Source organism: Achromobacter sp. 46006 (genome assembly GCF_059761975.1).
On record NZ_JCBANN010000005.1, the window covers coordinates 19,856 to 43,182 of the forward strand.

Annotated in this window: 17 protein-coding genes, 1 tRNA gene and 1 pseudogene; 5 read left to right on the forward strand and 14 right to left on the reverse strand. The window is 67.6% G+C overall.

The window, feature by feature from the left end:
• Nucleotides 1-35: 35 nt before the first annotated feature.
• The 9 genes and pseudogenes from AC6LKG_RS04175 to cysS form a co-directional block, all read right to left on the reverse strand.
• Nucleotides 36-3,134, reverse strand: a pseudogene (locus AC6LKG_RS04175) (hybrid sensor histidine kinase/response regulator); the annotation flags it as partial.
• 8 nt (nucleotides 3,135-3,142) lie between these two features.
• Nucleotides 3,143-4,459 carry an EAL domain-containing response regulator gene (locus AC6LKG_RS04180; protein WP_498162943.1) on the reverse strand — a complete coding sequence of 439 codons (1,317 nt, stop codon included), beginning with the start codon at nucleotides 4,457-4,459 and terminating at the stop codon, nucleotides 3,143-3,145.
• Nucleotides 4,456-7,227, reverse strand: a complete 2,772-nt coding sequence (locus AC6LKG_RS04185) for an ATP-binding protein (RefSeq protein WP_498162945.1) — start codon at nucleotides 7,225-7,227, stop codon at nucleotides 4,456-4,458. The genes AC6LKG_RS04180 and AC6LKG_RS04185 overlap by 4 nt, the downstream gene beginning before the upstream one ends.
• Nucleotides 7,228-7,489: 262 nt before the next feature.
• Nucleotides 7,490-7,582: transfer RNA gene (locus AC6LKG_RS04190), tRNA-Ser, on the reverse strand.
• An 88-nt stretch (nucleotides 7,583-7,670) separates the two neighbouring features.
• Nucleotides 7,671-8,936, reverse strand: coding sequence for an aspartate kinase (locus tag AC6LKG_RS04195; protein WP_498162947.1), 1,266 nt, complete (start codon nucleotides 8,934-8,936; stop codon nucleotides 7,671-7,673).
• Between the two features lie 184 nt (nucleotides 8,937-9,120).
• Nucleotides 9,121-10,230, reverse strand: a complete 1,110-nt coding sequence (gene tilS, locus AC6LKG_RS04200; protein ID WP_498162948.1) for a tRNA lysidine(34) synthetase TilS — start codon at nucleotides 10,228-10,230, stop codon at nucleotides 9,121-9,123.
• A gap of 61 nt (nucleotides 10,231-10,291) precedes the next feature.
• Nucleotides 10,292-11,257: an acetyl-CoA carboxylase carboxyltransferase subunit alpha gene (locus AC6LKG_RS04205; protein WP_024069860.1), complete on the reverse strand. Its 966-nt coding sequence runs from the start codon at nucleotides 11,255-11,257 to the stop codon at nucleotides 10,292-10,294.
• Between the two features lie 36 nt (nucleotides 11,258-11,293).
• Nucleotides 11,294-11,938, reverse strand: a complete 645-nt coding sequence (locus AC6LKG_RS04210) for a DNA-3-methyladenine glycosylase family protein (protein ID WP_175135784.1) — start codon at nucleotides 11,936-11,938, stop codon at nucleotides 11,294-11,296.
• 20 nt (nucleotides 11,939-11,958) lie between these two features.
• A complete protein-coding gene (gene cysS, locus AC6LKG_RS04215; protein WP_498162949.1) occupies nucleotides 11,959-13,413 on the reverse strand; it encodes a cysteine--tRNA ligase in 1,455 nt (484 codons plus the stop codon).
• Between the two features lie 277 nt (nucleotides 13,414-13,690).
• Between cysS and AC6LKG_RS04220 the strand changes: the two genes are divergently transcribed.
• The 3 genes from AC6LKG_RS04220 to AC6LKG_RS04230 all read left to right on the forward strand — a co-directional run bounded on the left by AC6LKG_RS04220 (nucleotide 13,691) and on the right by AC6LKG_RS04230 (nucleotide 15,781).
• Nucleotides 13,691-14,374 (forward strand): tetratricopeptide repeat protein, encoded by a 684-nt coding sequence (locus AC6LKG_RS04220; RefSeq protein WP_498162950.1) that lies wholly within the window; start codon nucleotides 13,691-13,693, stop codon nucleotides 14,372-14,374.
• A gap of 131 nt (nucleotides 14,375-14,505) precedes the next feature.
• Nucleotides 14,506-15,015 carry a peptidylprolyl isomerase gene (locus tag AC6LKG_RS04225; protein WP_498163179.1) on the forward strand — a complete coding sequence of 170 codons (510 nt, stop codon included), beginning with the start codon at nucleotides 14,506-14,508 and terminating at the stop codon, nucleotides 15,013-15,015.
• Nucleotides 15,008-15,781 carry a UDP-2,3-diacylglucosamine diphosphatase gene (locus AC6LKG_RS04230; protein WP_498162952.1) on the forward strand — a complete coding sequence of 258 codons (774 nt, stop codon included), beginning with the start codon at nucleotides 15,008-15,010 and terminating at the stop codon, nucleotides 15,779-15,781. The genes AC6LKG_RS04225 and AC6LKG_RS04230 overlap by 8 nt, the downstream gene beginning before the upstream one ends.
• Before the next feature lie 86 nt (nucleotides 15,782-15,867).
• Here AC6LKG_RS04230 and AC6LKG_RS04235 read toward each other — a convergent pair whose 3' ends face one another.
• The 3 genes from AC6LKG_RS04235 to AC6LKG_RS04245 form a co-directional block, all read right to left on the reverse strand.
• The gene (locus AC6LKG_RS04235) at nucleotides 15,868-16,731 is read right to left on the reverse strand and encodes an undecaprenyl-diphosphate phosphatase (protein WP_498162954.1); all 864 of its coding nucleotides are present in this window, start codon (nucleotides 16,729-16,731) and stop codon (nucleotides 15,868-15,870) included.
• 25 nt (nucleotides 16,732-16,756) lie between these two features.
• Complete coding sequence (locus AC6LKG_RS04240) at nucleotides 16,757-18,340, reverse strand: TerC family protein (protein WP_498162956.1); 1,584 nt, start codon at nucleotides 18,338-18,340, stop codon at nucleotides 16,757-16,759.
• 220 nt (nucleotides 18,341-18,560) lie between these two features.
• Nucleotides 18,561-19,346 carry an inositol monophosphatase family protein gene (locus AC6LKG_RS04245; RefSeq protein ID WP_175135774.1) on the reverse strand — a complete coding sequence of 262 codons (786 nt, stop codon included), beginning with the start codon at nucleotides 19,344-19,346 and terminating at the stop codon, nucleotides 18,561-18,563.
• A gap of 119 nt (nucleotides 19,347-19,465) precedes the next feature.
• Here AC6LKG_RS04245 and AC6LKG_RS04250 point away from each other — a divergent pair, with 119 nt between their 5' ends.
• Nucleotides 19,466-20,257, forward strand: a complete 792-nt coding sequence (locus AC6LKG_RS04250) for an RNA methyltransferase (protein WP_498162958.1) — start codon at nucleotides 19,466-19,468, stop codon at nucleotides 20,255-20,257.
• A 69-nt stretch (nucleotides 20,258-20,326) separates the two neighbouring features.
• Here AC6LKG_RS04250 and AC6LKG_RS04255 read toward each other — a convergent pair whose 3' ends face one another.
• Nucleotides 20,327-21,316, reverse strand: coding sequence for a Bug family tripartite tricarboxylate transporter substrate binding protein (locus tag AC6LKG_RS04255; RefSeq protein ID WP_498162960.1), 990 nt, complete (start codon nucleotides 21,314-21,316; stop codon nucleotides 20,327-20,329).
• Nucleotides 21,317-21,477: 161 nt separating this feature from the next.
• Between AC6LKG_RS04255 and AC6LKG_RS04260 the strand changes: the two genes are divergently transcribed.
• The gene (locus AC6LKG_RS04260; protein WP_498162962.1) at nucleotides 21,478-22,239 is read left to right on the forward strand and encodes an IclR family transcriptional regulator; all 762 of its coding nucleotides are present in this window, start codon (nucleotides 21,478-21,480) and stop codon (nucleotides 22,237-22,239) included.
• 100 nt (nucleotides 22,240-22,339) lie between these two features.
• On the opposite strand, the gene AC6LKG_RS04265 is transcribed toward AC6LKG_RS04260, so the two are convergent.
• On the reverse strand, nucleotides 22,340-23,173 hold the full coding sequence (locus tag AC6LKG_RS04265) for a mechanosensitive ion channel family protein (RefSeq protein ID WP_498162963.1): 834 nt from the start codon (nucleotides 23,171-23,173) through the stop codon (nucleotides 22,340-22,342).
• Nucleotides 23,174-23,327: the final 154 nt, after the last annotated feature.

A 23,327-nucleotide genomic window follows, 5' to 3' on the forward strand; every position in this document is an offset into this window, starting at 1 on the left:
TCGGCGTGTTCGGCCTGCTGGTAGAGATCCATCGCCTGCACCGCGGCAAAGCCGCCGCGCATGCGATGCAGCACCGAGCGCAGTTCGCGCGCATCGCCCGCGGCGTGGGCCTGCTCCAGCCGCGCCAGATCCTGCGTCATGGTCTGCAGGAAGACATCGCGATACTTGCCGACGATGGGCGGCGCGCCAGGGGCGCGCGCGGCGGCTTCGGCGGCCGCCGTCGGCATCCGTCCGCCGCGATGCGCGCGCAGTTGGTTCCACAACAGGCTCAGCTTGATCGGCTTGACCAGCCAACTGCTCATGCCCGCCGACTTGCAACGCGCCTCTTCGTCCTTGAGCGCATTGGCCGTGACGCCGATTATGGGCACCGTCACGCCCTGCGCACGCAGCGCGCCGGCCAGCTCGTAGCCGTTCATGCGCGGCATGTTGACATCGGTCAGCACCACATCGAACACGCCAATGTTCCATTGCGCCAGCGCCTCGGCGCCATCGGGCGCGAGCGTCACCTGGCAGCCCAACTGTTCAAGCTGGTCGCACATCGTCACCTGGTTGATCGGGTTGTCCTCGGCCACCAGGATGCGCAGGTTCAGCGGCGCGTAGTGCGGCGAAGCGACTTCGCGGGCGCTATCGGTGTCGCCGCAGGCCCAGCGTTCGAGCGCGAACCCAATGCTGGAGAGATAGTGCCGGTCGGCCCGGTACAGCGCGGCGCCATGCACGTCGCGGCCTCCCGCCGACACCACCGGTCCGTGCCATTCGGTGGGCGCGGCCGCATCGCCCGCAATGTGCACATCCACCAGCACCCCGTCGCGGGCCTCGTCCCGCGTCAACGACGCCGGCGCGATGCTGGCCTGCGCGCCCCAATAGATCAGCCAATGGCAGATGTTGTCGCTCAATTCCTTGCGCGCGCTGCGCACGTAGACGCGCAGCCCGTCCAGCCGTGGCGACGGCCCGGGTGGCGGCTCGGCCGTGTCCAGCTCGATGGCGATCGAAAAACTGCTGCCCAACCCCAGTTCGCTGGTCACTTGGATGCTACTCCCCATCAATTGCGCAAGCCGGGCGCAGATCGACAGGCCGATGCCCGCGCCCCGCACCAGGTGCGATCCGCTATCGATCTGATAGAACGGCTCGAACAGGCATGCCTGGTTTTCGGCGCTGATGCCGACCCCGCTGTCGACCACCTGGAAATGCAGGCGGACCCGGCCTTCCGGCAGAGGCTCGGCCCGCAGGCGCGCCACCACATGGCCCGAATCGGTGAACTTGATGGCGTTGTTGACCAGGTTGTTGAGGATCTGCCTGATCCGGCCGCCATCCCCCACCACCCAGGCGGGCGTCCCGGTGTCGACGCAACTGTAGATGACCAGCCCCTTCTGTTCGGCCATGCCGGCATAGGAGGCGATGCAGTTCTCGAGCAGCTCGCGCGGATCGAAGCCATCCATTTCGAGCGCCAGTTGGCCGGACTCGATCTTGGTGATGTCGAGGATGTCGCTGATCAGTTGCTGCAGGATCACCGACGAATCCTGGATGCGATCGACATGGCGGCGCTGCTCGTCGTCCAGCTTGGTCAGGGAAAGCACTTCGAGCGTGCCCAGCACGCCATACAGCGGCGTGCGGATCTCGTGGCTCATGGTCGCCAGGAACGTGGACTTGGCCTCGTTGGCGCGATCCGCCTGTTGCTTGGCCTGGGCCAGGGTGTGCTCCATCTCGGCGCGCGCGCTGATGTCGGCGAAGGCGCACAGCACCACGTCCTGCTTCTTGTAGCGGGTCGGCGCGAAGGCGACGAACAACGGTCGTCCCTCGTGGGTGCGGAAGGTCTCGATGGTGCCCGGCCGGGTCGCGCCCAGCACCTGGCGCAGCAGTTTGTTGGCCTCGGGCGAATCCTGCGGTTGTTCGCCCACGCCGATGCCCAGCCACTGGTTCGCCAGCGCATTGCTGAATACCACCCGGCCTTCGAGCCGCGACAGCACGCACAGCGCCACGGGCGCCGTGTCGAGCACGGTACGGTTGAATTCCTCGCTTTCCACCATGTCGAGATGGGCGATCTCGGCCGGCTGGATCACGCGCCGGTTGTACCAGAGCAGGTAGCCGGCCCCGGCCGCGAGGCCCAGCGCGAGCATCAGCAGCACCGTCAGCGGCAGCCACATGTTGGCGCGGAAGAAGCTGCCGTAGTTGAGCTTGTAGTAGCCGGTCCAGGCGCCGCTCCTGTCGGCGATGCGCAGCACCAGTCCATCGCCCCCGAAATGGAAGCCGGCCGATTCCACGCGCGGCGGCGGGCCGTCGCCGAACAGGATGGCGCCATCGCGGTGCTGCAGCCAGAACTGGTCATACAGCGGCTGGTTGAGGACGCGCTCGGAAATGCTGACACGGCCGCGGTTCAGCAGCGACACCGCATAGACGTTGCGGCGGGTGGCCACGGCGCCATCGCGCGCATTCAGGGGCAGCATCACCGGCAGCATGCCGATGACGGCATTGGGCAGGTCGGCGTCGCGCAGCCATGCCACCCGCGGCCCCTCGCTGCCGGACCGATCCTCGGGATCGGCGCCGCCGGCGGCCTGCTGCACCGTCGCCACCACCGACAGGAATGTCTGCCGGGTCAGCGGCTCGTAGCCGGCCGCGGTGGAAATCGCCGGCACGCTCAGGCTGACCTGCTGGCTCGGGGAAATGACGAACAGCGGCGCCGCCGGATACACCGACGCCGCCCAGCGGGTGGAATAGAAATCCGAGAGATACCCGCCGATGCCCGTGAAAATGCCGTTGCTCACGGGGCAGGAGTCGGGGCTCTGGCACAGCAGCGAGAAGGGCATGGCGGCAATGGCATGCTGGCCGTCGAAGAATGCCCACGAGGCGCGGTCGATTCCCGTGGTCTCGCTGACCGGCGTCGGCGCCACCAGCCGCCGGCCATCGGGGTTCAGGCCCTGTGCGTACAGGCCCTGCAGCACGCTCTCGTGGGCATGGATATAACCAACCAGCACGGTGAAGTCGACCCGCAGCTTTTCTTCTTCCTGTTGCAGGATGCGCTGGCTTCCCCAATACAGCAAACCGCCCAGCGCCAGCAACAATGGCAAGGCGCCGAACAGCGCGATGTTCAGGCGGCGAGATGCGCGGATGACCTTGATGAGCGGCGTATCCAGTTTCATAGGTGCTTCTAGGGCCGGTTCACACGAATGGGCGTCCCGTACAGGCCCGGTTGCCCGTTGACGCCGAACCGCGGGCCCGCTGGTGGCTCGTGCGGAACGGCGGGGCGCGGCTCGCCATGGTGGCTGGGTTCGTTGGCCAGCAGTTCATTGAATGCCGCCAGGTCCACCGCCGCCGAAATCAGGAAGCCCTGCACGCAGTCACAGCCGATGCGGCGCAGGAATTGCAGGTCTTCCATGGTCTCGACCCCCTCGGCCGTAACCAGCAACCCCAGTTGCCGCCCCAGTTGCACCGACGATACCAACGCGGCCGCGCGCACCTCGTCACGGGTCACGCCATGCACGAAGGCGCGGTCGATCTTCAACTCGGTAAACGGCGTGGAAATGAGGCTGTACATCGAACTATAGCCCTTGCCGAAATCATCCTGGGACAGGCCGAACCCCTTCAGCCGCAGCCGGCTCGCGCCCATGTAGTAATTGCCGGGCGCCACCGTCATGTCGTCTTCCAGGAGTTCGAATGTTACGTCCTCGGCGGGAATGCCGCCATCGGTGACCTGGTCATGCAGCTCATCCGGCAATTGCGGGTGATCCAGCAGGCTGACCGGCAGGTTGATCGAGACCGGCACGCGAAAGCCGCGCTGGCGCCACGCACGATAAGCCGCCAGGCTGTCCTCGATCATGCGTCCGAGCAGCAGGCGGTCGAGGCCGTGCCCGCGCAGCGGGCGCAGGAACGCGCCGGGCAGCAGCAGGCCCAGGCCGCGGTGTTGCCAGCGCGCCAGCGCCTCGGCGCCGACGATGGCGCCGGAAGCCAGCGATTTCTTGGGTTGGAACCAGGCCTGGATGCTGCCGTCGCGCAACGCGCATTCGATGCTGTCGCGATCCAGCAGGTGGCCGTGGTCGGCCGGCCCGGCCGGCGCGCCGGCCATCTCCGGTGCCAGGCGCCGCTGCAGGCGTTCGGCCAGGCCGGCGATCTGCTCGCCGGTGACGGGCTTGACGAAGGTGCCCAACATCGAAAAGCCGTTTTCCTTGGCCATCAGGCCGACGCTGTTGGCCATGCGGCGCGAGCATGCGGTGGCGACGGCCAGGATCGGTCGCAGGTTCAGGCGGGCCAGTTCGTGGATGAACTGGACGCCATCCATGCCCGGCATGCTGATGTCCATCAGCACCAGGTGGTAGCCCTCGGCGCGGATGCGGGCCAGCGCCTCTGCGGCGGTTCCGACCGTATCCACCTGTCCGAAGCCGGCATGCTGCAGCAGGTCGCGCAGGTGCAGGCATTGCAGGGCGTGGTCGTCCAGGACCAGCACTTTGTAATCGGAGAGCTGTTTCACGTCATATCCTTTGCAACGCCGTGCAGGGTCTGGGCCAGGACCATGAAAGGCAAGGGCTTGCACAGCACCTGGCTCATGCCGGCGGCCAACGCGCGCTGCGCGATCTCGGCGGCCGAACTGGAAGTCAGGCCGATGATGGGACCGGCGTGGCCGCCGTCCCGCAGCGCCCGCGTCAGTTCATAGCCATTGACGACGGGCATGTTCAGGTCGGTCAGGATCAGGTCGAAGGGCTGCTCGCGCCACTGCCGCAGCGCCTCGTCACCGTTGTTGGCCAGCGTTGCGACGCAACCCAGGTGTTCGAGCTGCTCGCGCAGGATCAATTGGTTGATGACGTTGTCCTCGACCACCAGCACCCGCAGCCCAAGCGGCCGTTGCGGTGCGCCGTCCGCGCCCAGCGCGCCGCGCTCGACGCCGTCCTGCGCCATCTGCACCGCGCGGCAGATGCTCACGGGATTGAAGGCGCTGGCCACGCCGCCGGCGGCACTGGCCATGAAGGCGTCCTGTTGCGCGCCGGGCGCCAACACCCGCACGCGCTGGTGCGTCCAGCGCGGCTCCGGGGTTGACGGCGGCCAGGTCTGCACCAGCACCGCTCCGTCCGGCTCGGCGCCATCGGCCGCCCTGCGGTACGGCAGCGCGATCGCGCCGCAGGCGTCGAGCCAGCCGCGCACGTTGTCGACCACTTCCGGCACCGCGCCATCCACGTATACCGGCCGCGGCTGCAGCGCCACCGGCGGGCCGGCGGCCGCGTCGCCGGTTTCCAGCGTCAGGCAGAACGAGATGCTGGTGCCCAACCCCTCCTCGCTCACCACCGACAGCGTGCCCCCCATCAGGTCCGACAGGCGCCGGCAGATCGTCAGCCCCAGCCCGGTGCCGGCGATATCGCCGTCGTGGCCGGCGGGAACGCGGAAGTACGGCTCGAACAGGCGCGCGCGGTGGCTTTCGCAGATGCCCGGGCCGGTATCGGCCACCTGGAATCGCAGGCGCGCGCGCCCCGAACCATCGGCCGTGGCCCAGGCGCGCAGCACCACCCGGCCGGCTTCGGTGAACTTGACGGCATTGCTGACCAGGTTGTTGAGGATCTGCAGGATGCGGATCGAATCGCCCAGCATCGTCATCGGCATGCCGACCTCGGTGACCGCGTAGACATCCAGCCCCTTGGCGCGGGCGCGCGCCGCGTAATTAGCCATCACCTGCTCGGCCAGGTCCGCGGGGCAGAACGCGGCAATGTCGAGTTCCTCGCGGCCAGCCTCGATGCGCGACAGGTCGAGCGTGCCATTGATGGTGCGCAGCAGGGTCGAGGACGATTGCTGGATGGTGCCGAGATACTGCTGTTGCTGGGCGCTCAGGCCGGTCAGGGCCAGCAGCTCGAGCGTGCCCAGGATGCCATAGAGCGGCGTGCGGATTTCATGGCTGATGGTGGCGAAGAACATCGCCTTGGATTCGCTGGCCCGGTCGGTCGCCTGCTTGGCCTGGCGCAGCGCGCGCTCGACGTTTTTCTGGGCGGTGATGTCGCTGATGCCGCAAAGCACCACGTCTTCGGACTGGTAGGTGGTGGCGGCGAAGGCCACGTAGGCGCTGCGGCCATCGGCGAGCGTGTATTCCTCGCCCGCGGTGCTGGCGTCCGCGCGCGACAGGGCCTGGCGCCAGTGGTCCTGTTCGCCCAGCCACTGGCGCGCGGCCGCGTTCGACAGCAACAGGGCGCCGTCGGCGCGCCGCAGCAGGCACAGGCCAACCGGCGCCACGTCGACGATCTTGCGGTTCAGCGCCACGCTGTCGAGCAGCGCCTCGTACTGCCGCCGCGCGGGCCGCACCAGCCGGTCGCGGATGTGGCGCACCGCCAGCAGCACCAGCAGGATCAGCGCCATGGCCACGGCGCCGGCGGCCCAGAACGCGCCGGCGCCGTCTTCGAGCAGGTCGCCGATGGGCACGTAGTAGGCAAGCCGCCAGCCGGCCTCGCCGACCGACTTGACCAGCACCAGCGTCTGCGGCCACCAACCGTCGCCCCGCAGGTGGAACGAATCGCGCGACAGCAGGGCCGGCGTCTCGTCCGCCCGCGATGGCAGGTGGCCGCCGTGCAGCGCCATGGCGCCATGGCCGTCGTACAACGCGTAGCCGGCGCCGTCGCTGGCGCATTCCGCCTCGACCATGCTGCCCAGGCCGCCGACCTCCAGGCCGATCCAGGTGCGTTCCTCGCCGGCAACGTCAGCGGGGGTGTACAAGAACAACCGGTTGGCCTCGTCCATGGGCGGGCGCAGCCAGACGATCGGCGTGCGGCCGTCCGGCCCGGGCCGCGCGTCGCGCAGGCGCAAGGCCTGCGCCAGCCAGCGGGCGGTTTCGATCGACATGGGCGCGGAACCGCCGTCGGCGCGGACCGGCAGGCGCGTGACGGCCTCGTCCGCCGACGGCGCATAGACGATGTGGGCGCGCAATTGCGCCACGTTGGCGCGATCGCGCGGCGTCAGGACGAGGGCCCATTCGTAGCTGCCGGTGGCGTCGACCAGCGGCGTCACGCTGATCTGGCCGGTGGCGCCGAAGGTCCTGGGCGTGCGCGCGGCCGGCATGTGGTCGGTGTTGCGCACCGCCGAGGCCGCCACCGAGCGCAGCAGCGCCTCGCGCTGGTCGAAATACAGTTGGGCGTTGTAGGCGCCTGCATTCATGCGGCGGCGGTACTTCGAGACCTCGCCGGTGAAGGACCAATAGGCGTAGAGCGCCGTTCCCACCAGGATGCACGCCGTGAGCGCCACGGCAAACATGTGCAACAGAAGCATCGGCAGGCCAGGGGCCGTCGCCGTCAATGCTTCCCGGGAACGGGGATTTACCATCATGCGGCGATCATAGATTTCCGTCCGCATGGCCAAGCCAAGAATATTCTCAAAGCGCGGCAGGCGGCCCGCAAGGCCGCGCGGCGCTGGTGCCGCGCCCTGCCTCAGGGGCGCACGGCTCCAGGCCCGCCGGGCTCGGACCAAAAAAAACCCGCAGAACGTGAGTTCTGCGGGTTTTTTACCGGCCTGGCGGACCAGGCCGGAAATCTGGCGGAGATGGTGGGATTCGAACCCACGATGCAGTTTTTAGCCACATACTCCCTTAGCAGGGGAGCCCCTTCAGCCTCTCGGGCACATCTCCGAAGAGAACGAGATTCTAGCACGACTTTTTACACTGTTGCCCGCGGCAGGGCCGCGGGCGGGAAAAAAACGTGCCGAAGCCGTTGCGCTCAGGCCTTGGCGGCGGGCGCCTGGTCCAGGCCGAAGGCCTTGTGCAGCGCGCGCACGCCCAGTTCCATGTACTTGTCGTCGATGATGACCGAGGTCTTGATCTCGCTGGTGCTGATCATCTGGATGTTGATGCCCTCTTGCGACAGGGTCTGGAACATCAGGCTCGCAACGCCGACGTGCGAGCGCATGCCGATGCCGACGATCGAGACCTTGGCGACCTTCTCGTCGGTCGACAGCTCACGCGCGCCCACGGCGGGGATGACTTCGCGCTTGAGCAGGTCGACGGCGCGCGCGAACTCGTTGCGGTTCACGGTGAACGAGAAGTCGGTGGTGCCGGCCACGGACTGGTTCTGCACGATCATGTCGACGTCGATGTTGGCGGCGGCGACCGGACCCAGGATCGAGAAGGCGATGCCGGGCTTGTCGGGCACGGCCAGCAGGGTGATTTTGGCTTCGTCGCGGCTGAAGGCGATGCCGGAGACAACGGCGGCTTCCATTTTTTCGTCTTCCTCAAAAGTAATCAGCGTGCCCGAACACATTTCCTGGTCGAGCGGGATGAGCGGGTCGGTCAACGAGGACAGCACCCGCGTCGGCACCCGGTATTTGCCGGCGAATTCGACCGAGCGGATCTGCAGGACCTTGGAGCCCAGCGAGGCCATTTCCAGCATCTCCTCGAAAGAGATGACGGCCATGCGGCGCGCTTCCGGCACCACGCGCGGGTCGGTCGTGTAGACGCCGTCCACATCGGTATAGATCAGGCATTCGTCGGCCTTGAGCGCGGCCGCCACGGCCACGGCCGAGGTGTCGGAGCCGCCCCGGCCCAGGGTGGTGATGTGGCCCTCGGGGTCCACGCCCTGGAAGCCGGTGACGATGACCACGCGGCCGGCGTCCAGGTCGGCGCGGATGCGGGCGTCGTCGATCGAGGTGATGCGGGCCTTGGTGAACGACGAATCGGTGCGCACCGGCACCTGCCAGCCCGCGTAGCTGCGGGCGGCGACGCCTTCGGCTTGCAGCGCGATGGCCAACAGCCCGCTGCTGGCCTGCTCGCCGGTGGCGGCGATCATGTCGAGCTCGCGCGCGTCGGGTTGGGGCGTGATTTCGCGCGCCAGGCCCAGCAGGCGATTGGTTTCGCCTGCCATGGCCGAGGGCACCACGACAACCTGGTGGCCGGCGGCGTGCCACTTCGCGACGCGTCGCGCCACGTTCCGGATGCGCTCGACCGAGCCCATCGAGGTACCGCCATATTTATGAACGATCAGGGACATCTCGTACTCTGGCTGGAAACCCGCCGCAAGAGTCGTGACGGGCAAAACCTCATATTCTATCCCGACGGTAAAAATTTGCGCAGACCATGGAATTTTCTTTCCACGGAACGGTCGTTTTTTCCGGAAAAATGTCGTTTCGGCCAGAAGGCGGCCATGCCTGCGGGTGGATTTGCGCGTCCCGGCGTCATTCGATGCCCGGCTGGCCGGCCTTGCGCGGGCCTGGCGCCGGCGAATCCATGTCCGCGCGCGTCTCGATCCAGACCCGCCCGCGATGGCAGCGGATCACGTGGCCGGCCTGCTGCACCCGCAGTTGACGGTCATGCCCCAGGCTGTGCAGCCCTCGCAACTGCCGCAGCAGATCGTTCATGCGTGCCTCGGTCGGCATGCGCGCGCCATTGCGCTCCAGCCAGTGACGCAGCACATGGACCTGCCGCGCAGGCGACAGCTCGCGCCATGCCGCCAGCGAGAAGCTGGCGCCGTCCGCCCCGGGTTCGAGTCCGGCCAGATCCTCGCGCGCCACCTCAGCCAGGATCTCGCCGGCCTCGGCCATATGACGCGCATGGCGGGCGGTAATGGCGCGCCAGCCGGGCCAGCGCGCATCCAGCACCGGCGCCAGCAGCTCGCGCAGCGCGGCGCGGGTGTAGCGCGGATCGGCGTTGGTCGGGTCCTGCACCGGCTGCCAGCCGGTCGCGTCGGCGAATTGCCGCGCCGCTTGCAGGATCGTTTGCCTGTCCTGATCGAGCCAGGGCCGCAGATAGGACAGGCCACCGCGCGATGTCAGCGGCGCCATGGCCGCCATGCCGGCCAGCCCGGTGCCGCGCAGCAGGCGCAGCAGCACGGTCTCGGCCTGGTCGTTGCGGTGGTGCGCCAGCAGGACAAGGCCGACGCCCTCCTCGTCCGCCAGCCGCGCCAGCGCGGCATAGCGGGCGTCGCGCGCGGCGGCCTCGATGCCCTTGCCGCCGGCCGCGTCGACCTCGACGCGAGCCTGCCGCAGCGGCAGCCCCAGCAGGCCGGCCAGTGCCTGGACCTGATCGCGCCAGCCATCGGCGGCGGCCTGCAGGCCGTGATGCACATGCAGCAGCACCACGCCGGCGCCCAGCTCCCGCGCCACGGCGGCGGCATGGACCGCCAGCATGGCCGAGTCGGCGCCGCCGCTGACGGCCACGGCGAAGCGCCGTGGCGGTTGCGGCAGGGCCTGCAGGGCGCGGCGCAGGGCAGCGGCCAGGTCGGGCGAAACGGGATGGGGAAAGATGGCCCCCGCGGCGGACGAAACGGGCGTGGGGCGGGAAGTCATGGCGGCGGGCGCGGGCCGGAAGCGGCCGCGGCGCCGGCCAAGGCCGGCGCGCGCGCTTCGCTCAGGCGCGCACTTCCTGGAAGGCGCCGTAGGACAGCAGGCGTTGCACGCGCTGTTCCACCAGTTGCTCGGGCGTCATGCCCTGCAACTGGCGCAGGGCATCGCCCAGCGCGCGGCGCAGCAGGCGCGCCATGACGCGCGGGTCGCGGTGCGCGCCGCCCACGGGCTCGTTGATGACGCGGTCGACCAGGCCCAGGTCCTTCAGGCGCGGGGCGATGATGGCCAGCGCCTCGGCGGCCTCGGGCGCCTTGTCGGCGCTGCGCCACAGGATCGAGGCGCAGCCCTCGGGCGAAATCACCGCATAGGTGGCGTACTGCAGCATCAGCACGGCGTTGCCCACGGCGATCGCCAGCGCGCCGCCCGAGCCGCCTTCGCCGATGATGGTGACGATCACCGGCACCTTCAGTTCGGCCATGGCGTACAGGTTGTGGCCGATGGCCTCGGACTGGCCGCGTTCCTCGGCGCCGATGCCGGGATAGGCGCCCGGGGTGTCGACGAAGGTGAACACGGGAATGCCGAACTTCTCGGCCAGGCGCATCAGGCGCAGGGCCTTGCGGTAGCCTTCCGGACGCGGCATACCGAAGTTGCGCGCGGCGCGTTCCTTGGTGTCGCGGCCCTTCTGGTGGCCGATCACCATGCAGGGCGTGCCATTGAAGCGCGCCAGGCCGCCCACGATGGACTGGTCGTCGGCGTACATGCGGTCGCCGTGCAACTCGTGGAAGTCGGTGAAGATCTCGCGCACGTAGTCCAGCGTATAGGGGCGCTGGGGGTGGCGCGCGACCAACGCGGTCTGCCAAGGCGTGAGCTTGGCGTAGATTTCCTTGGCCAGCGACTGGCTCTTCTGCTGCAGACGTCCGATCTCGTCGGAGATGTCCACCGCCGAATCGGCCTGCACATAGCGCAGCTGCTCGATCTTGTTCTCAAGCTCGGCGAGCGGCTGTTCAAATTCCAGAAATGTATTGCGCATGTAGTGTGGTTCCGTAGATGGGCGACCTGGATTGCGTCAGTATTGGACCGGCGTCGGTTCCAGACTGCGCCACAGATACCAGGTTGCCACGGTACGCCAGGGTTGCCACGCCAACGAGACTTCGCGAGCCTCGAAGCGCGAGACAGGCTCGCCGCTGAAATAGTGTAGCGAGATTGCCTTGAGCAACCCAGGATCATCCAGCGGCAGGACATCGGGCCGCTGCAGATTGAAAATCAAAAACATCTCCGCCGTCCAGCGTCCGATGCCGCGGATGGCGGTCAATTCCGAAATGACGGCCTCGTCGTCCATGGCCGCCCATTTCTCGGGGTGCACCCGGCGTTCGCCGAAATGCACCGCCAGATCCAGCACGTATTCGGCCTTTCGCTGCGACAGGCCGGCCGCGCGCAGGCCTTCCAGGCCGACGCGCAGCACCGCCACCGGGGTGGGACGCTTGCCGGCGGCTTCCAGGAACTTGTCCCAGACGGCGTCGGCCGCCTTGGCCGAGACCTGCTGGCCGATGATGGCGCGCGCCAGCGTCACGAATGGCGTGCCGCGCGAGGTCAGCCAGACCTCGGGGTGCTGGGGAATGATCTTTTTCAGGATGCGGTCGCGCCGCATCAGGTGGGCGACGGCGGCTTCCCAATAGTCGGGCTTGGGAATCTCGGTGGCGGCGATGGACATGTCTGGCGTATCCAGGGGGGTCACGCCCGACGCCACTGCGTCAGGCCGCCGGGTTTGTCATCGAGTTCGATGCCGGCTTCGCGCAATTCGGCGCGGATGCGATCGGCCTCGGCAAAGTCGCGGGCGGCCTTGGCGGCGGCGCGGGCGTCGATGCGGGCCTGGATCGCGGCGGCATCCAGTTCGGGACGCGCGCCCTGCTCCATGCCGGCGGCCGAGTAGCGGGTGGACGACTGGAAATAGGCCGCCGGCTCTTGCTGCAGCAGGCCCAGCAGGCCGCCCAGGGCCTTGAGCTGGCCGGCGCTGCGCGCGCGCTTGCCGCGGTTGGCCTCGGAGGCCAGCTCGAACAGGGCCGCGATCGCGCCGGAGGTGTTGAAATCGTCGTCCATGGCGGCCTTGAAGGCCTGCGCCTGGGGTTCGTTCCAGTCGATGCCCTGGTCGTCGGCCGCCACGTTCTGCAGCGCCTGGTACAGGCGGTCGAGCGCGTTCTGGGCGTCGACCAGGTTGTCCGGCGTGTAGTTCTGCGGGCTGCGGTAGTGGTTGCGCACGATGAAGAAGCGCACCATCTCGGCCTCGCGCGGGTTGACGCGGTAGTCGGCCGCGTCGGCGGCCGGTTCGCCCTGGGCGATGGTCTGGCGGATGGTGCGGAAGTTGCCGAGCGACTTGGACATCTTGTCCGAATCGACCATCAGCGGGCCGCAATGCATCCAGATGTTGGCCAGCACGCCGCCGAAGGCGCCCTCGGTCTGGGCGATCTCGTTTTCGTGGTGGGGGAATTTCAGGTCGGGACCGCCGCCGTGGATGTCCAGCGGCAGGCCGAGCAGCGACTTGCTCATGGCCGAGCACTCGATGTGCCAGCCCGGACGTCCCAGGCCATAGGGCGATTCCCACTTGGTATCGGCGGGTTCTTCTTCCTTGGCGGACTTCCACAGCACGAAGTCGAGCGGGTCGCGCTTGGCCGAGCCCACCGCCACGCGCTCGCCGGCGCGCAGGTCGTCCAGGGTCTTGCCGGACAGCTTGCCGTAGCCCTCGAAGCCGCGCACCGCGTAGTTCACGTCGCCGTCGTCGGCCTGGTAGGCCAGGCCCTTCTGTTCGAGCTTGCCGATGATGTCCAGCATCTCGCCCACGTACTGGGTGGCGCGCGGCTCGCGGTCGGGCGAGGCCACGCCCAGCGCGCGCTCGTCGGCGTGCATGGCGGCGATGTAGAACTCGGTGACCTCGCCGATGCGGCGGCCGGTCTCGACCGCGCGGCGGATGATCTTGTCGTCGATGTCGGTGATGTTGCGCACGTAGTCGACCGCCAGGCCGCTGGCGCGCAGCCAGCGCTGCACCACGTCGAACGACACCAGCATGCGGGCGTGGCCGAGATGGCAGAAGTCGTACACGGTCATGCCGCACACGTACATGCGCACCTGGCCGGCCTGGGCCGGTTTGAACGGTTCTTTGGTACGCGATAACGTGTTGTAGATTTGCAGCATGGCGCGAGTGATGTGATCCAGTTCTTTCCGGGGCGGCCGCGGAAAAGGTTGCGCCCGAAGGACGATACCTTCCGGGCTGGCCAGAGGTAGGCAAGCCCCCGGTCCGTGCTTCGGCATCTGCTCTGGCAGCAACCCCTCATCTGCTCCGGCAGGCCCCCTTTTACCCAATGTCGAGCCAAAAACTCAACCAAGGCTAAAATGGCGGTCGTCAAGTATAGCAAGCGGCCCGGTCGCGCGCGTCAGCGCCTGCCGGCCACGACTTTTAACGGATGCCCACGTGACTCTCAAGCCGCGTTTTTGCGTCGCCCTGCTCGCCCTGGCAATGGCCGGCTCGCCGTTCGCCGGCGCCCAGGCCCAATCCATGGCCGGCGGCTCGGGCGAGAACCCCAATGCCCGCCGCACCACCCTGGACCCGATTCCGCCCGAGGGCGGCTGGGAAGGCCTGGCCAATCTGCTCAAGGCGGCCCAGCCCAGCGTGGACACCCGCCTGCAGCCCTCCGCCTCGCAGATCACGACTCATATCGAGCGCCTGCTGAACCGCGGCGACAACGCCGAAGCCCTGGCGATGATCGAAAAACGGGAAGCCGAGATCAAGGACCAGCGCGGCACCGACGTGCAACTGATGTTCCAGCACGCGCGCGCCCTGGCCCAGCTCGACCGCAAGGCCGAGGCCATCGACATCTACACCGAGATGACGACCCGCTTCCCCGAGCTGCCGGAACCTTGGAACAACCTGGCGGCTCTATATGCCAGCCGGGGCGAACTTGAAAAGGCGCAGGACGCCCTGCAAATGGCCTTGCGCGCCGACCCGGGCTACGCCGCCGCGCGCGCCAACCTGGGCGACCTGCAACTGCTGCTGGCCCTGCGCACCTACAGGCAGGCCGCCAAGGAAGGCGTGCCGGGCATGCAGGACAAGGCCCGCGAAGTCGAAACCATGCTAAAGGATAGGCAACACAAATGATGTCCCGCTATTCCCCTCTCAACCTGCTGCGCCTGACGGCGTGCTCGTTCGCGCTGGCGTTTGCTCCGGCGCTCGTCAGCGCCGCGCCCGCGGCCGCCCCCTCCCACTCCACCTCTGAAGGCACCAAAGCCATGAGCACCAATCCCCGCGTCAAGCTTCACACCAACCAAGGCGACATGGTCATCACCCTGGACGCCGCCAAGGCGCCCAAGACTGTCGAGAACTTCCTGACCTACGTCAAGGAAGGCTTCTACAACGGCACGGTGTTCCATCGCGTGATCGATGGCTTCATGATCCAGGGCGGCGGCTTCGAACCCGGCATGAAGCAGAAGCAAACGCATGCCCCGATCGAGAACGAGGCCAACAACGGCCTGAAGAACGACAAGTACACCGTGGCGATGGCCCGCACCAGCGACCCGCACTCGGCCACCGCCCAGTTCTTCATCAACGTCGCCAACAACGACTTCCTGAACTTCACCGCGCCCACGCCGAACGGCTGGGGCTACGCCGTGTTCGGCACCGTTACCGAAGGCACCGACGTGGTCGACAAGATCAAGGGCGTCAAGACCGGCAACAAGGGCTTCCACCAGAACGTGCCGAACGACGACGTGATCATCGAGAAGGCCGAAGTTCTTGAATAAGATCGCCCTGCCCGGCCCGATCTGGCTGGCATCCGACCTGCACCTGGGGCCGGCCACGCCGGCCACGGCGGAGGCCTTCCTGGCCTTCCTGCGGGCGGCCGAGGAAGAAGCCGCCGCCCTGGTGCTGCCGGGCGACATCTTCGACGCCTGGATCGGCGACGACGTGATCCGCGCCGCGCCGCCCTGGCTGGCCACGGCGCTGACCGCGCTGCGCGCCACCGCCAGCCGCATCCCGCTGTGGCTGGGCCGCGGCAATCGCGACTTCCTCATCGGCGAGGAGCTGGCCAACGCCGTCGGCGCGAAGCTGCTGCCCGAGCCAGCTTTGTTGCAGACCGACTTTGGCGATGTGCTGCTGACCCACGGCGACGAGTTCTGTACCGACGACGCGGCCTACCAGCAGTTCCGCCAGATGGTGCGCAACCCGCAATGGCAGGCCGCCTTCCTGGCCAAGACCATCCCCGAGCGCCTGGCGATGGCGCAGCAGGCGCGTGGCGAAAGCCAGATGGCCAACCAGGGCAAGTCCATGGAGATCATGGATGTCAATGCCGGCGCCGTCGAACAGGCCTTCCGCGACAGCGGCGTGGCCATCATGGTGCACGGGCACACGCATCGCCCCGCCCGCCACGTGCTGGAGGTCGACGGCGGCAAGCGTGAGCGCTGGGTGCTGCCCGACTGGGACTGTGACCACGTTTCGCCGCCGCGTGGCGGATGGCTGGTCATCGACCGCGACGGGCCGCAGTTCTACGACCTGGAAACAGCCGCCTAGCCAGGCGGCCCCGCCGCACCGACCCAAAGCAAAGGGCCGCGTATCGCACGCGGCCCTTTGTTTCGTCAACGCCCGCGGCGCCGGCCTCAGCGGGTGAGGATCCAGGCGGCCACGACGCCACCGAACACGATGCGATACCAGGCGAACACCCGGTAGGTGTGATTGGCCACGAAGCGCAGCACCGCCCGCACCACCACGATCGCGCTGAGGAAGGCCGCCACGAAGCCCACGGCGATGCCTGACAGGTCGTGCTGGGTCAGCAGATCCATGTTCTTGTACATGTCGTACACGGCCGCGCCCAGCATGGTCGGCATGGCCAGGAAGAACGAGAACTCGGTGGCCGTCTTGCGCTGGATGCCGGCGATCATGCCGCCGATGATGGTGGCGCCCGAGCGCGAGGTGCCCGGGATCATCGCCAGGCATTGCGCCACGCCCACGCCCAGCGCCTGCTTCCAGGTGATCTGCTCAAGGGTGCGAGCGGTGGCGCGCTCGTCCGAGGCAGTGTCGTCGGCCGCGCCCGGCACGTCGCCAGGAGTGTGGCGGGTGCGGCGCTCCACGTACAGCATGATCAGGCCGCCCAGCACCAGTGTCACCACCACCACGCCGGGGTGGTAGAACACCTGCTTGATGGACTTGATGAAGATGGCGCCGATGACCGCCGCCGGCAGGAAGGCGATCAGCAGGTTGCGGGTGAAGGCCACCTCGCTCGGCACGCCGGTCAGGGTGCCGCGGATCAGTTGCAGCAACCGCGCCCGGAAGATCCACATCACCGCCAGGATCGAACCGAGCTGGATCACCACCTCGAACACCTTGCCCTGGCTGGATTCGAAGTTGAGCCAATCGCCGATGACGATCAGGTGGCCGGTGCTGGACACCGGGATGAACTCGGTCAGGCCCTCGACGATGCCGAGGATGAAGGCCTTGATGAGATAGAGCGTGGTATCAGTCACGATGGCAAGGTTTCCTTGAAGGCATCTAGTCGTTGGTCAGCGCGGCGTCTTCGTCCAGCGGCTCGGGCGCGCGCTTCTCGACGCGCACCAGAGCAATGCGGCGGCCGTCCATTTCCAGCACTTCGAAGCGGAAATGGTCGTGGTGGATCTCGTATTCGCAGACGTCGCCCGGCTTGGGCAGGTGGCCGAAGCGCGACAGCAGGTAGCCCGCCAGCGTGGAGAAGTCCTGCGCGTCATCGACCAGGCCTTCGGTTTCCAGCACCTGCTCGACGTGGTGCAGGTCGGCCGCGCCGTCGATCTTCCACGTATTGGGGCCGTCGGCGACGATGTCGGGCAATTCGTCTTCGTCGGGGAATTCGCCGGCGATGGCCTCGAACACGTCGATCGGCGTCACCAGGCCCTCGATCGCGCCGAACTCGTCGGCCACCAGCACCAGTTGGCCGCGCGAGCGCTTGAGGGTGTCCATCAGGCGCAGGATGCCGATCGACTCGTGCACGATGATCGGATCGCGCAGCCGGTTGCGGCGCACCCGGCCCTCGGTGATCAGGTCGGCCACCAGTTCCTTGGCGCGGGCGATGCCCAGCACCTCGTCGAGCGAGCCGCGGCAGACCGGGAAGAAGCTGTGCGGCGCGTCGGTGATCTGGCGCCGGATGGTCTCGGGATCGTCGTCGATGTTGATCCACGACACGTCGGTGCGCGGCGTCATGATCGAGCGGATCGAGCGTTCGGCCAGCGTCAGCACGCCGCTGACCATGTTGCGTTCCTCGACGCCGAAGGCGGGGATGGCGGGGCCGTCGGCGCTGGGCAGGTCGGGTTCGTCGGCCGGCGGACGCTTGCCCAGCATGCGCAGCACGGCCGAGGCGGTGCGCTCGCGCATCGGACGGCGCGCGTCCAGCTTGAGCAGGTTGCGGCGCGCCACCTGGTTCAGGGCCTCGATCGCCACCGAGAAGCCGATGGCGGCGTACAGGTAGCCCTTGGGCACCTTGAAGCCGAAGGCCTCGGCCAGCAGCGAGAAGCCGATCATGAGCAAAAAGCCCAGGCACAGCACCACCACCGTCGGGTGGGCGTTGACGAAGCGCGTCAGCGGCTTGGAGGCCAGCAGCATGATGCCGATGGCGATGACCACGGCGATCATCATGATGGCCAGGTGATCCACCATGCCCACCGCGGTGATGACCGAGTCCAGCGAGAACACCGCGTCCAGCACCACGATCTGCGTCACGATGACCCAGAAGCTGGCGTACACGCGCGGCCCGGAAGCGCCGCCGTGCTGGCCGCCTTCCAGGCGCTCGTGCAGCTCCATGGTGCCCTTGAACAGCAGGAAGAAGCCACCCGCCATGAGGATCAGGTCGCGCCCCGAGGGCGACAGCGGTCCGATCGAGAACAGGGGGGTGGTCAGCGTGACCAGCCACGACATGACCGACAGCAGGCCCAGCCGCATGACCAGCGCCAGGCTCAAGCCAACGATGCGCGCGCGGTCGCGTTGCGACGGAGGCAACTTGTCCGCCAGGATGGCGATGAAAATCAGGTTATCGATTCCCAGGACGATCTCAAGGACGACCAGGGTAAGCAAGCCGACCCACGCAGCGGGGTCCAGCAGCCACTCCATCAGGAGCTCCAGAAGTTACACGACCGATAATCGTACCTGGAAAATGCGTGACACGCCGGTGACACGGGTCGTGCGGATGGCCTACGGCGCGTGCTCTGACGGCGCCCGACACCCGTCACGGGCCCGCCGGACACCTCGCGGCCCGCCCTTCGCCAGCGCTGGCTCTGCCAGAAAAAAACCGGCCTTCGGCCGGTTTTTCGGGCAACAACGCGCAACGGCGTCAGGCCGCCGGCGCCGGGTTCAGCGCGGTCAGCATCTGCGTGAAGATCTTCGGGCTGGCGGCCAGCACGTTGCCCGAATCCATCCAACCCTGCTCGCCGTCGAAGTCGGCCACCAGGCCGCCGGCTTCCAGCACCATCAGGCTGCCAGCCGCCAGATCCCAGGGCTTCAGGCCCACGCCGCAGAAGCCGTCCAGGCGGCCGCAGGCCACGTAGGCCAGGTCCAGCACGGTGGCGCCCAGGCGGCGCACGCCGGTGCTGCCTTCGGCCATGGCGCGGAAACGCGCCGAGCCTTGCTCCAGGTCGCCCGAATTGGGCCAGTGCGCGCCCAGCAGGGCCTCGTGGTAGCGGGTACGGCCCGAAACGCGCACACGGCGGTCGTTCAGGAAGGTGCCGCTGCCACGGCTGGCGGTGAACAGTTCGTTGCGCGACGGGTCATAGATGACCGCCTGCGTGACCTGGCCGCGCTGGGTCAGGGCGATCGACACGGCATAATTGGGCAGGCCGTGGATGAAGTTGGTGGTGCCGTCCAGCGGATCGATGATCCACTGGAATTCGGCCTGGTCGGGCCCCTGCAGGCCGAACTCCTCGCCCAGGACCGCGTGGTCCGGGTAGGCGGCGCGCAGCGTCTCGACGATGGACTCCTCGGCGGCGCGATCGACTTCCGTGACATAATCGCGCGGCCCCTTGCGAGCCACGCTGAGTCGTTCCAAATCCATGCTGGCACGGTTGATGATGGTGCCGGCACGGCGGGCCGCCTTGATGGCGATGTTGAGCATCGGGTGCATAAAATTCCGTACGTATGCGGTGGGTAGGCCGCTAGCCGCCCTCCCGGATACGCCGTCCCCGACAGGGGGAAACCGGCCCAAAAAACCAGGAAGGCACTAAGCCAAACGTGCCATTTTAAATGACTCAAGCATTTTCACGCGTTCGCTTCATCATGGTGAACCCCAGCCACCCCGGAAACGTCGGTTCGGCGGCCCGCGCCATCAAGACGATGGGCTTTTCCGAACTGGTGCTGGTGGGGCCCAAATTCGCCGATGTGACCCGCCAGCCGGAAGCCGTGGCCCTGGCCAGCGGCGCCCTGGATGTGCTGGAAAACGCGCGCCTCTACGATACCCTGGAAGAGGCGCTGGCGCCCGTGACCCTGGCGTTCGCCCTGACCGCCCGGGTGCGCGACCTCGGCCCCCCGCCCTGCGACATCCGCCAGGCGGCAGAGCTGGCCTGTGCCCACCTGGCGGAAACCGCCGAGAGCTGCGCCGCGGTCGTGCTGGGCACCGAGCGCGCCGGCCTCACCAACGCCCAGATCGGGCTGTGCCACCGCATCTGCCACATCCCGGCCAACCCCGAGTACAGCTCGCTGAACGTGGCCCAGGCATTGCAACTGGCGGCCTGGGAGCTGCGCTACGCGCTGCTGGTGGACCAGGGCGCGGCGCTGTTGCCCGCCTCCACCGCGCAGACACCCTCGCGCGGCGCCGAGCCGGCCTCGGGCGAAGCGGTGCAGGCCTTCCTGGCGCACTGGGAAGAAGCCCTGGTGGGCGTGCGGTTCCTGGACCCGGCCCATCCCAAGAAGCTGCTGCCGCGCATGCGGCATCTTTTTGCCAGGGCCGCCCTGAGCCGCGACGAAGTCGACATGATGCGCGGCGTCTGCACCGCCATGCTGGCCAGCGTCCGCCGCGACGACGGCGCAAAAAAATAGGGACGGGCATCCGCCCGTCCCCTGTCATCGGCCGCCGGCGGTTGTCCCGCCGCGGCGCGAAGCGCGTGTTCAGTCGACCTTGGCGCCCGACGCCTTGACCACCGGCGCCCAGCCTTCCACTTCCGACTTGATGAACTGGCCGAACTCGGCCGGCGTGGTCTTGACGCCCACGGCGCCCAGCTTTTCGAAGCTGGTCTGCACTTCAGGCTTGTCCAGCGCCTTGACCATGGCGGCATTGAGCTTGTTGATCACATCCGGCGGCGTGCCGGCCGGCGCGATCAGGCCGAACCAGGACGAGACGTCGAAGTTGGCGAAGCCCGCTTCCTGCATGGTGGGCAGGTCCGGCGCGCTCTTGGAGCGTTCGGCGGTGGTCACCGCCAGCGCGCGCAGCTTACCCGATTGCGCGTGCGGCCAGGCCGACGGCATGTTGTCGAACATGAACTGCACCTGGCCGCCGATCAGGTCGGTAATGGCCGGCGCGCTGCCCTTGTAGGGCACGTGCAGCACGTCGATGCCGGCCTTCATCTTGAACAGCTCGCCCGCCATGTGGATCGAGGTGCCGCTACCCGAAGAGGCGAAAGCCAGCTTGCCGGGGTTCTTCTTGGCGTAGTCGACCAGTTCCTGCACCGATTTCACCGGCACTTGCGGATTGACCACCAGGATGTTCGGCACCTTGGCGCCCAGCGCCACCGGCGCGAAATCGCGGGTCAGGTCGAACGACACGTTCTTGTACAGCGTCTGGTTGATGGCGCTGGTGACCGCCACGAACAGCAGCGTGTAACCATCGGGCGCGGCGCGCTGCACCATGTCCGTGGCGATATTGCTGCCGGCGCCCGGCTTGTTTTCGACCACGAACGACTGGCCCAGGCTCTCGGTGAGTTCCTTGGCCATGATGCGGGCGATCACGTCGGTGGTGCCACCGGCGGAAAAGCCGACCACGATACGGACGGGTTTATCGGGATAGGCAGCCTGGGCGGAACCCATGGCGAAAGCGCTTGCGGCGGTAGCCAACAGCGTGGCGGCAAAGCGCCGCAGTCCAGGCTTGTGACCGGTCTTCATATAGTCTCCGTGCTGATACTGTCCATTAGATGGACGATTCGAATTATTGGATGGTGCATTCTGATCTATACATGAGCGGTGCATCAAGGTAGAGTCCACTCTACGGACTATGGTTTTCCCTCAACCATTCCGCCATAACCCCCAAGATTTCAGAGAGTTGCATGCAAGACAGCGATGCCGCGGCCGCAGGCCCACGCACATTGCGGCGCGGATTGGCCGTACTGGCCGCCCTGCGAGACCAAGGGCCCGACGGGCTCAGCGTGACCGATATCGCCCGCCTGACGGGCATCCAGCGTCCCACCATCTACCGCCTGCTGGCGGCCTTGCTCGACGCGGGCCTGGTGCTGCCGGTGGCGGGCACCAAGAAATACCGCGCCCAGTTGGCGGTGGACCCCGACACCCGCTCGCGCGACCCGCGCGTGCGCCAGTTGCTGCCGGTGCTGCGGCGGCTGGCGGACCGCACCGGCGATGCCGTGTTCCTGGTGGTGCGCGACGAGGACGATTCCATCAGCCTGCATCGCGAGATCGGCAGCTATCCGGTGCAGATCCTGGCGACCTACGCCGGCAAGCGCCAGCCGCTGGGCGTGGGCTCGGGCGGCATGGCGCTGCTGGCGGCGCTGCCCGATGACGTCGCTCGCGGCATCGTCGAGCGCAACTCCAGCCGCCTGGACGAGTACGGCGGCATGACGCCGCAGGAAATGTTCCGCCTGATCGAGAACACCCGCGCGCGCGGCTATTCGGTGGTGGGCAACCATGCCGTGCGCGGCGCGCTGGGCGTGGGCTGCGCCCTGCTCGATGCCCACGGCGAACCGTTGCTGGCGGTCAGCGTCACGGCCATCATCGATCGCATGCCGGCGCAGCGCCAGCGCGAGATCGCCGGCTGGATCAAGGCCGAACTGGCGCGGCTGGCGGTGCAGGCCTGAATCCGGCGCCACGCCCGCCGCCGATTGCGGCGCGCGGCTGGCGCAATGAAAAAAGGGCGTCCGCCTTGCGCCGGACGCCCGTTGCCTTGCCGCCCGCCGGTCAGGCCGCGGCACCAGCCTTGGGATTCTGGATCTCTCGCAGCGGGATCGGCGCCTGGAAGCCCGCCGCCTCCAGTGAACTGCGGATCTGCTGATACAGGTCCCAGCGCAAATCCCAGTACTTGGCCGCCTCGGCCCACACCCGCACATTCACGACCACGCCGTTTTCCTTGTAGTCGACGACCTTGACCATGGGCTGCGGGTCTTGCATGGCATTGGGATTAGCCGCGACGATCTGCTGCAGTTTGGACACCACCGCGTTCAGATCATCGCCATAGCGCACCGGCACCGGGATATCCAGGCGGCGCGTCTTGTTGCGGCTGTAGTTGGTGATGGTGGCGTTCCAGACGGTGCTGTTGGGCAGCGTCAGGTGGATGCCATCGACCTGCACCAGCCGCGTCAGGAACAGGCCGACCTCTTCGACCGTACCCTCGGCGCCCGTGCTCAGGCCGATGTATTCGCCGGCGCGCACCGGACGCAGGATCAGCAGCATGATGCCGGCCGCGATGTTCTGCAGCGTGCCCTGCAGCGCCAGGCCCACGGCCAGGCCGGCGGCGCCGAGCACGGCGATCAGGCTGGCGGTCTGCACGCCGAAGCGTGCCAGCACCGCGATCAGGGTGAAGATGCGCACCGTCCAGACCACGGTGCTGTAGAACATCGGCACGATGGTCGGATCGATCTTGCTGGACCGCGTGGCGATGCGCCGCACCCAGCGGCCCAGCAATGCCGAGACCCACCAGCCGATGACCAGGATCAGCAAGGCCACGAGAAGATTGATGCCCAGGTCCACCAGCCTGGGGGCCCAGGCATTGAATTCCTTCAACGCGTCTTCCATCGTTGTCGCTCCCTCATGCAAAAAAGACAACCGAAAACTTTATCAGATGCGTCTTGCGGAAAGGGCCGTCGCGCGCTTCCGGTGTGTCAGGCTTTGTAAGGCGCCTGGCCCTCTGGCTGGCCATCGCATGAGCCGCATCGCCCCGGTCGGGCGT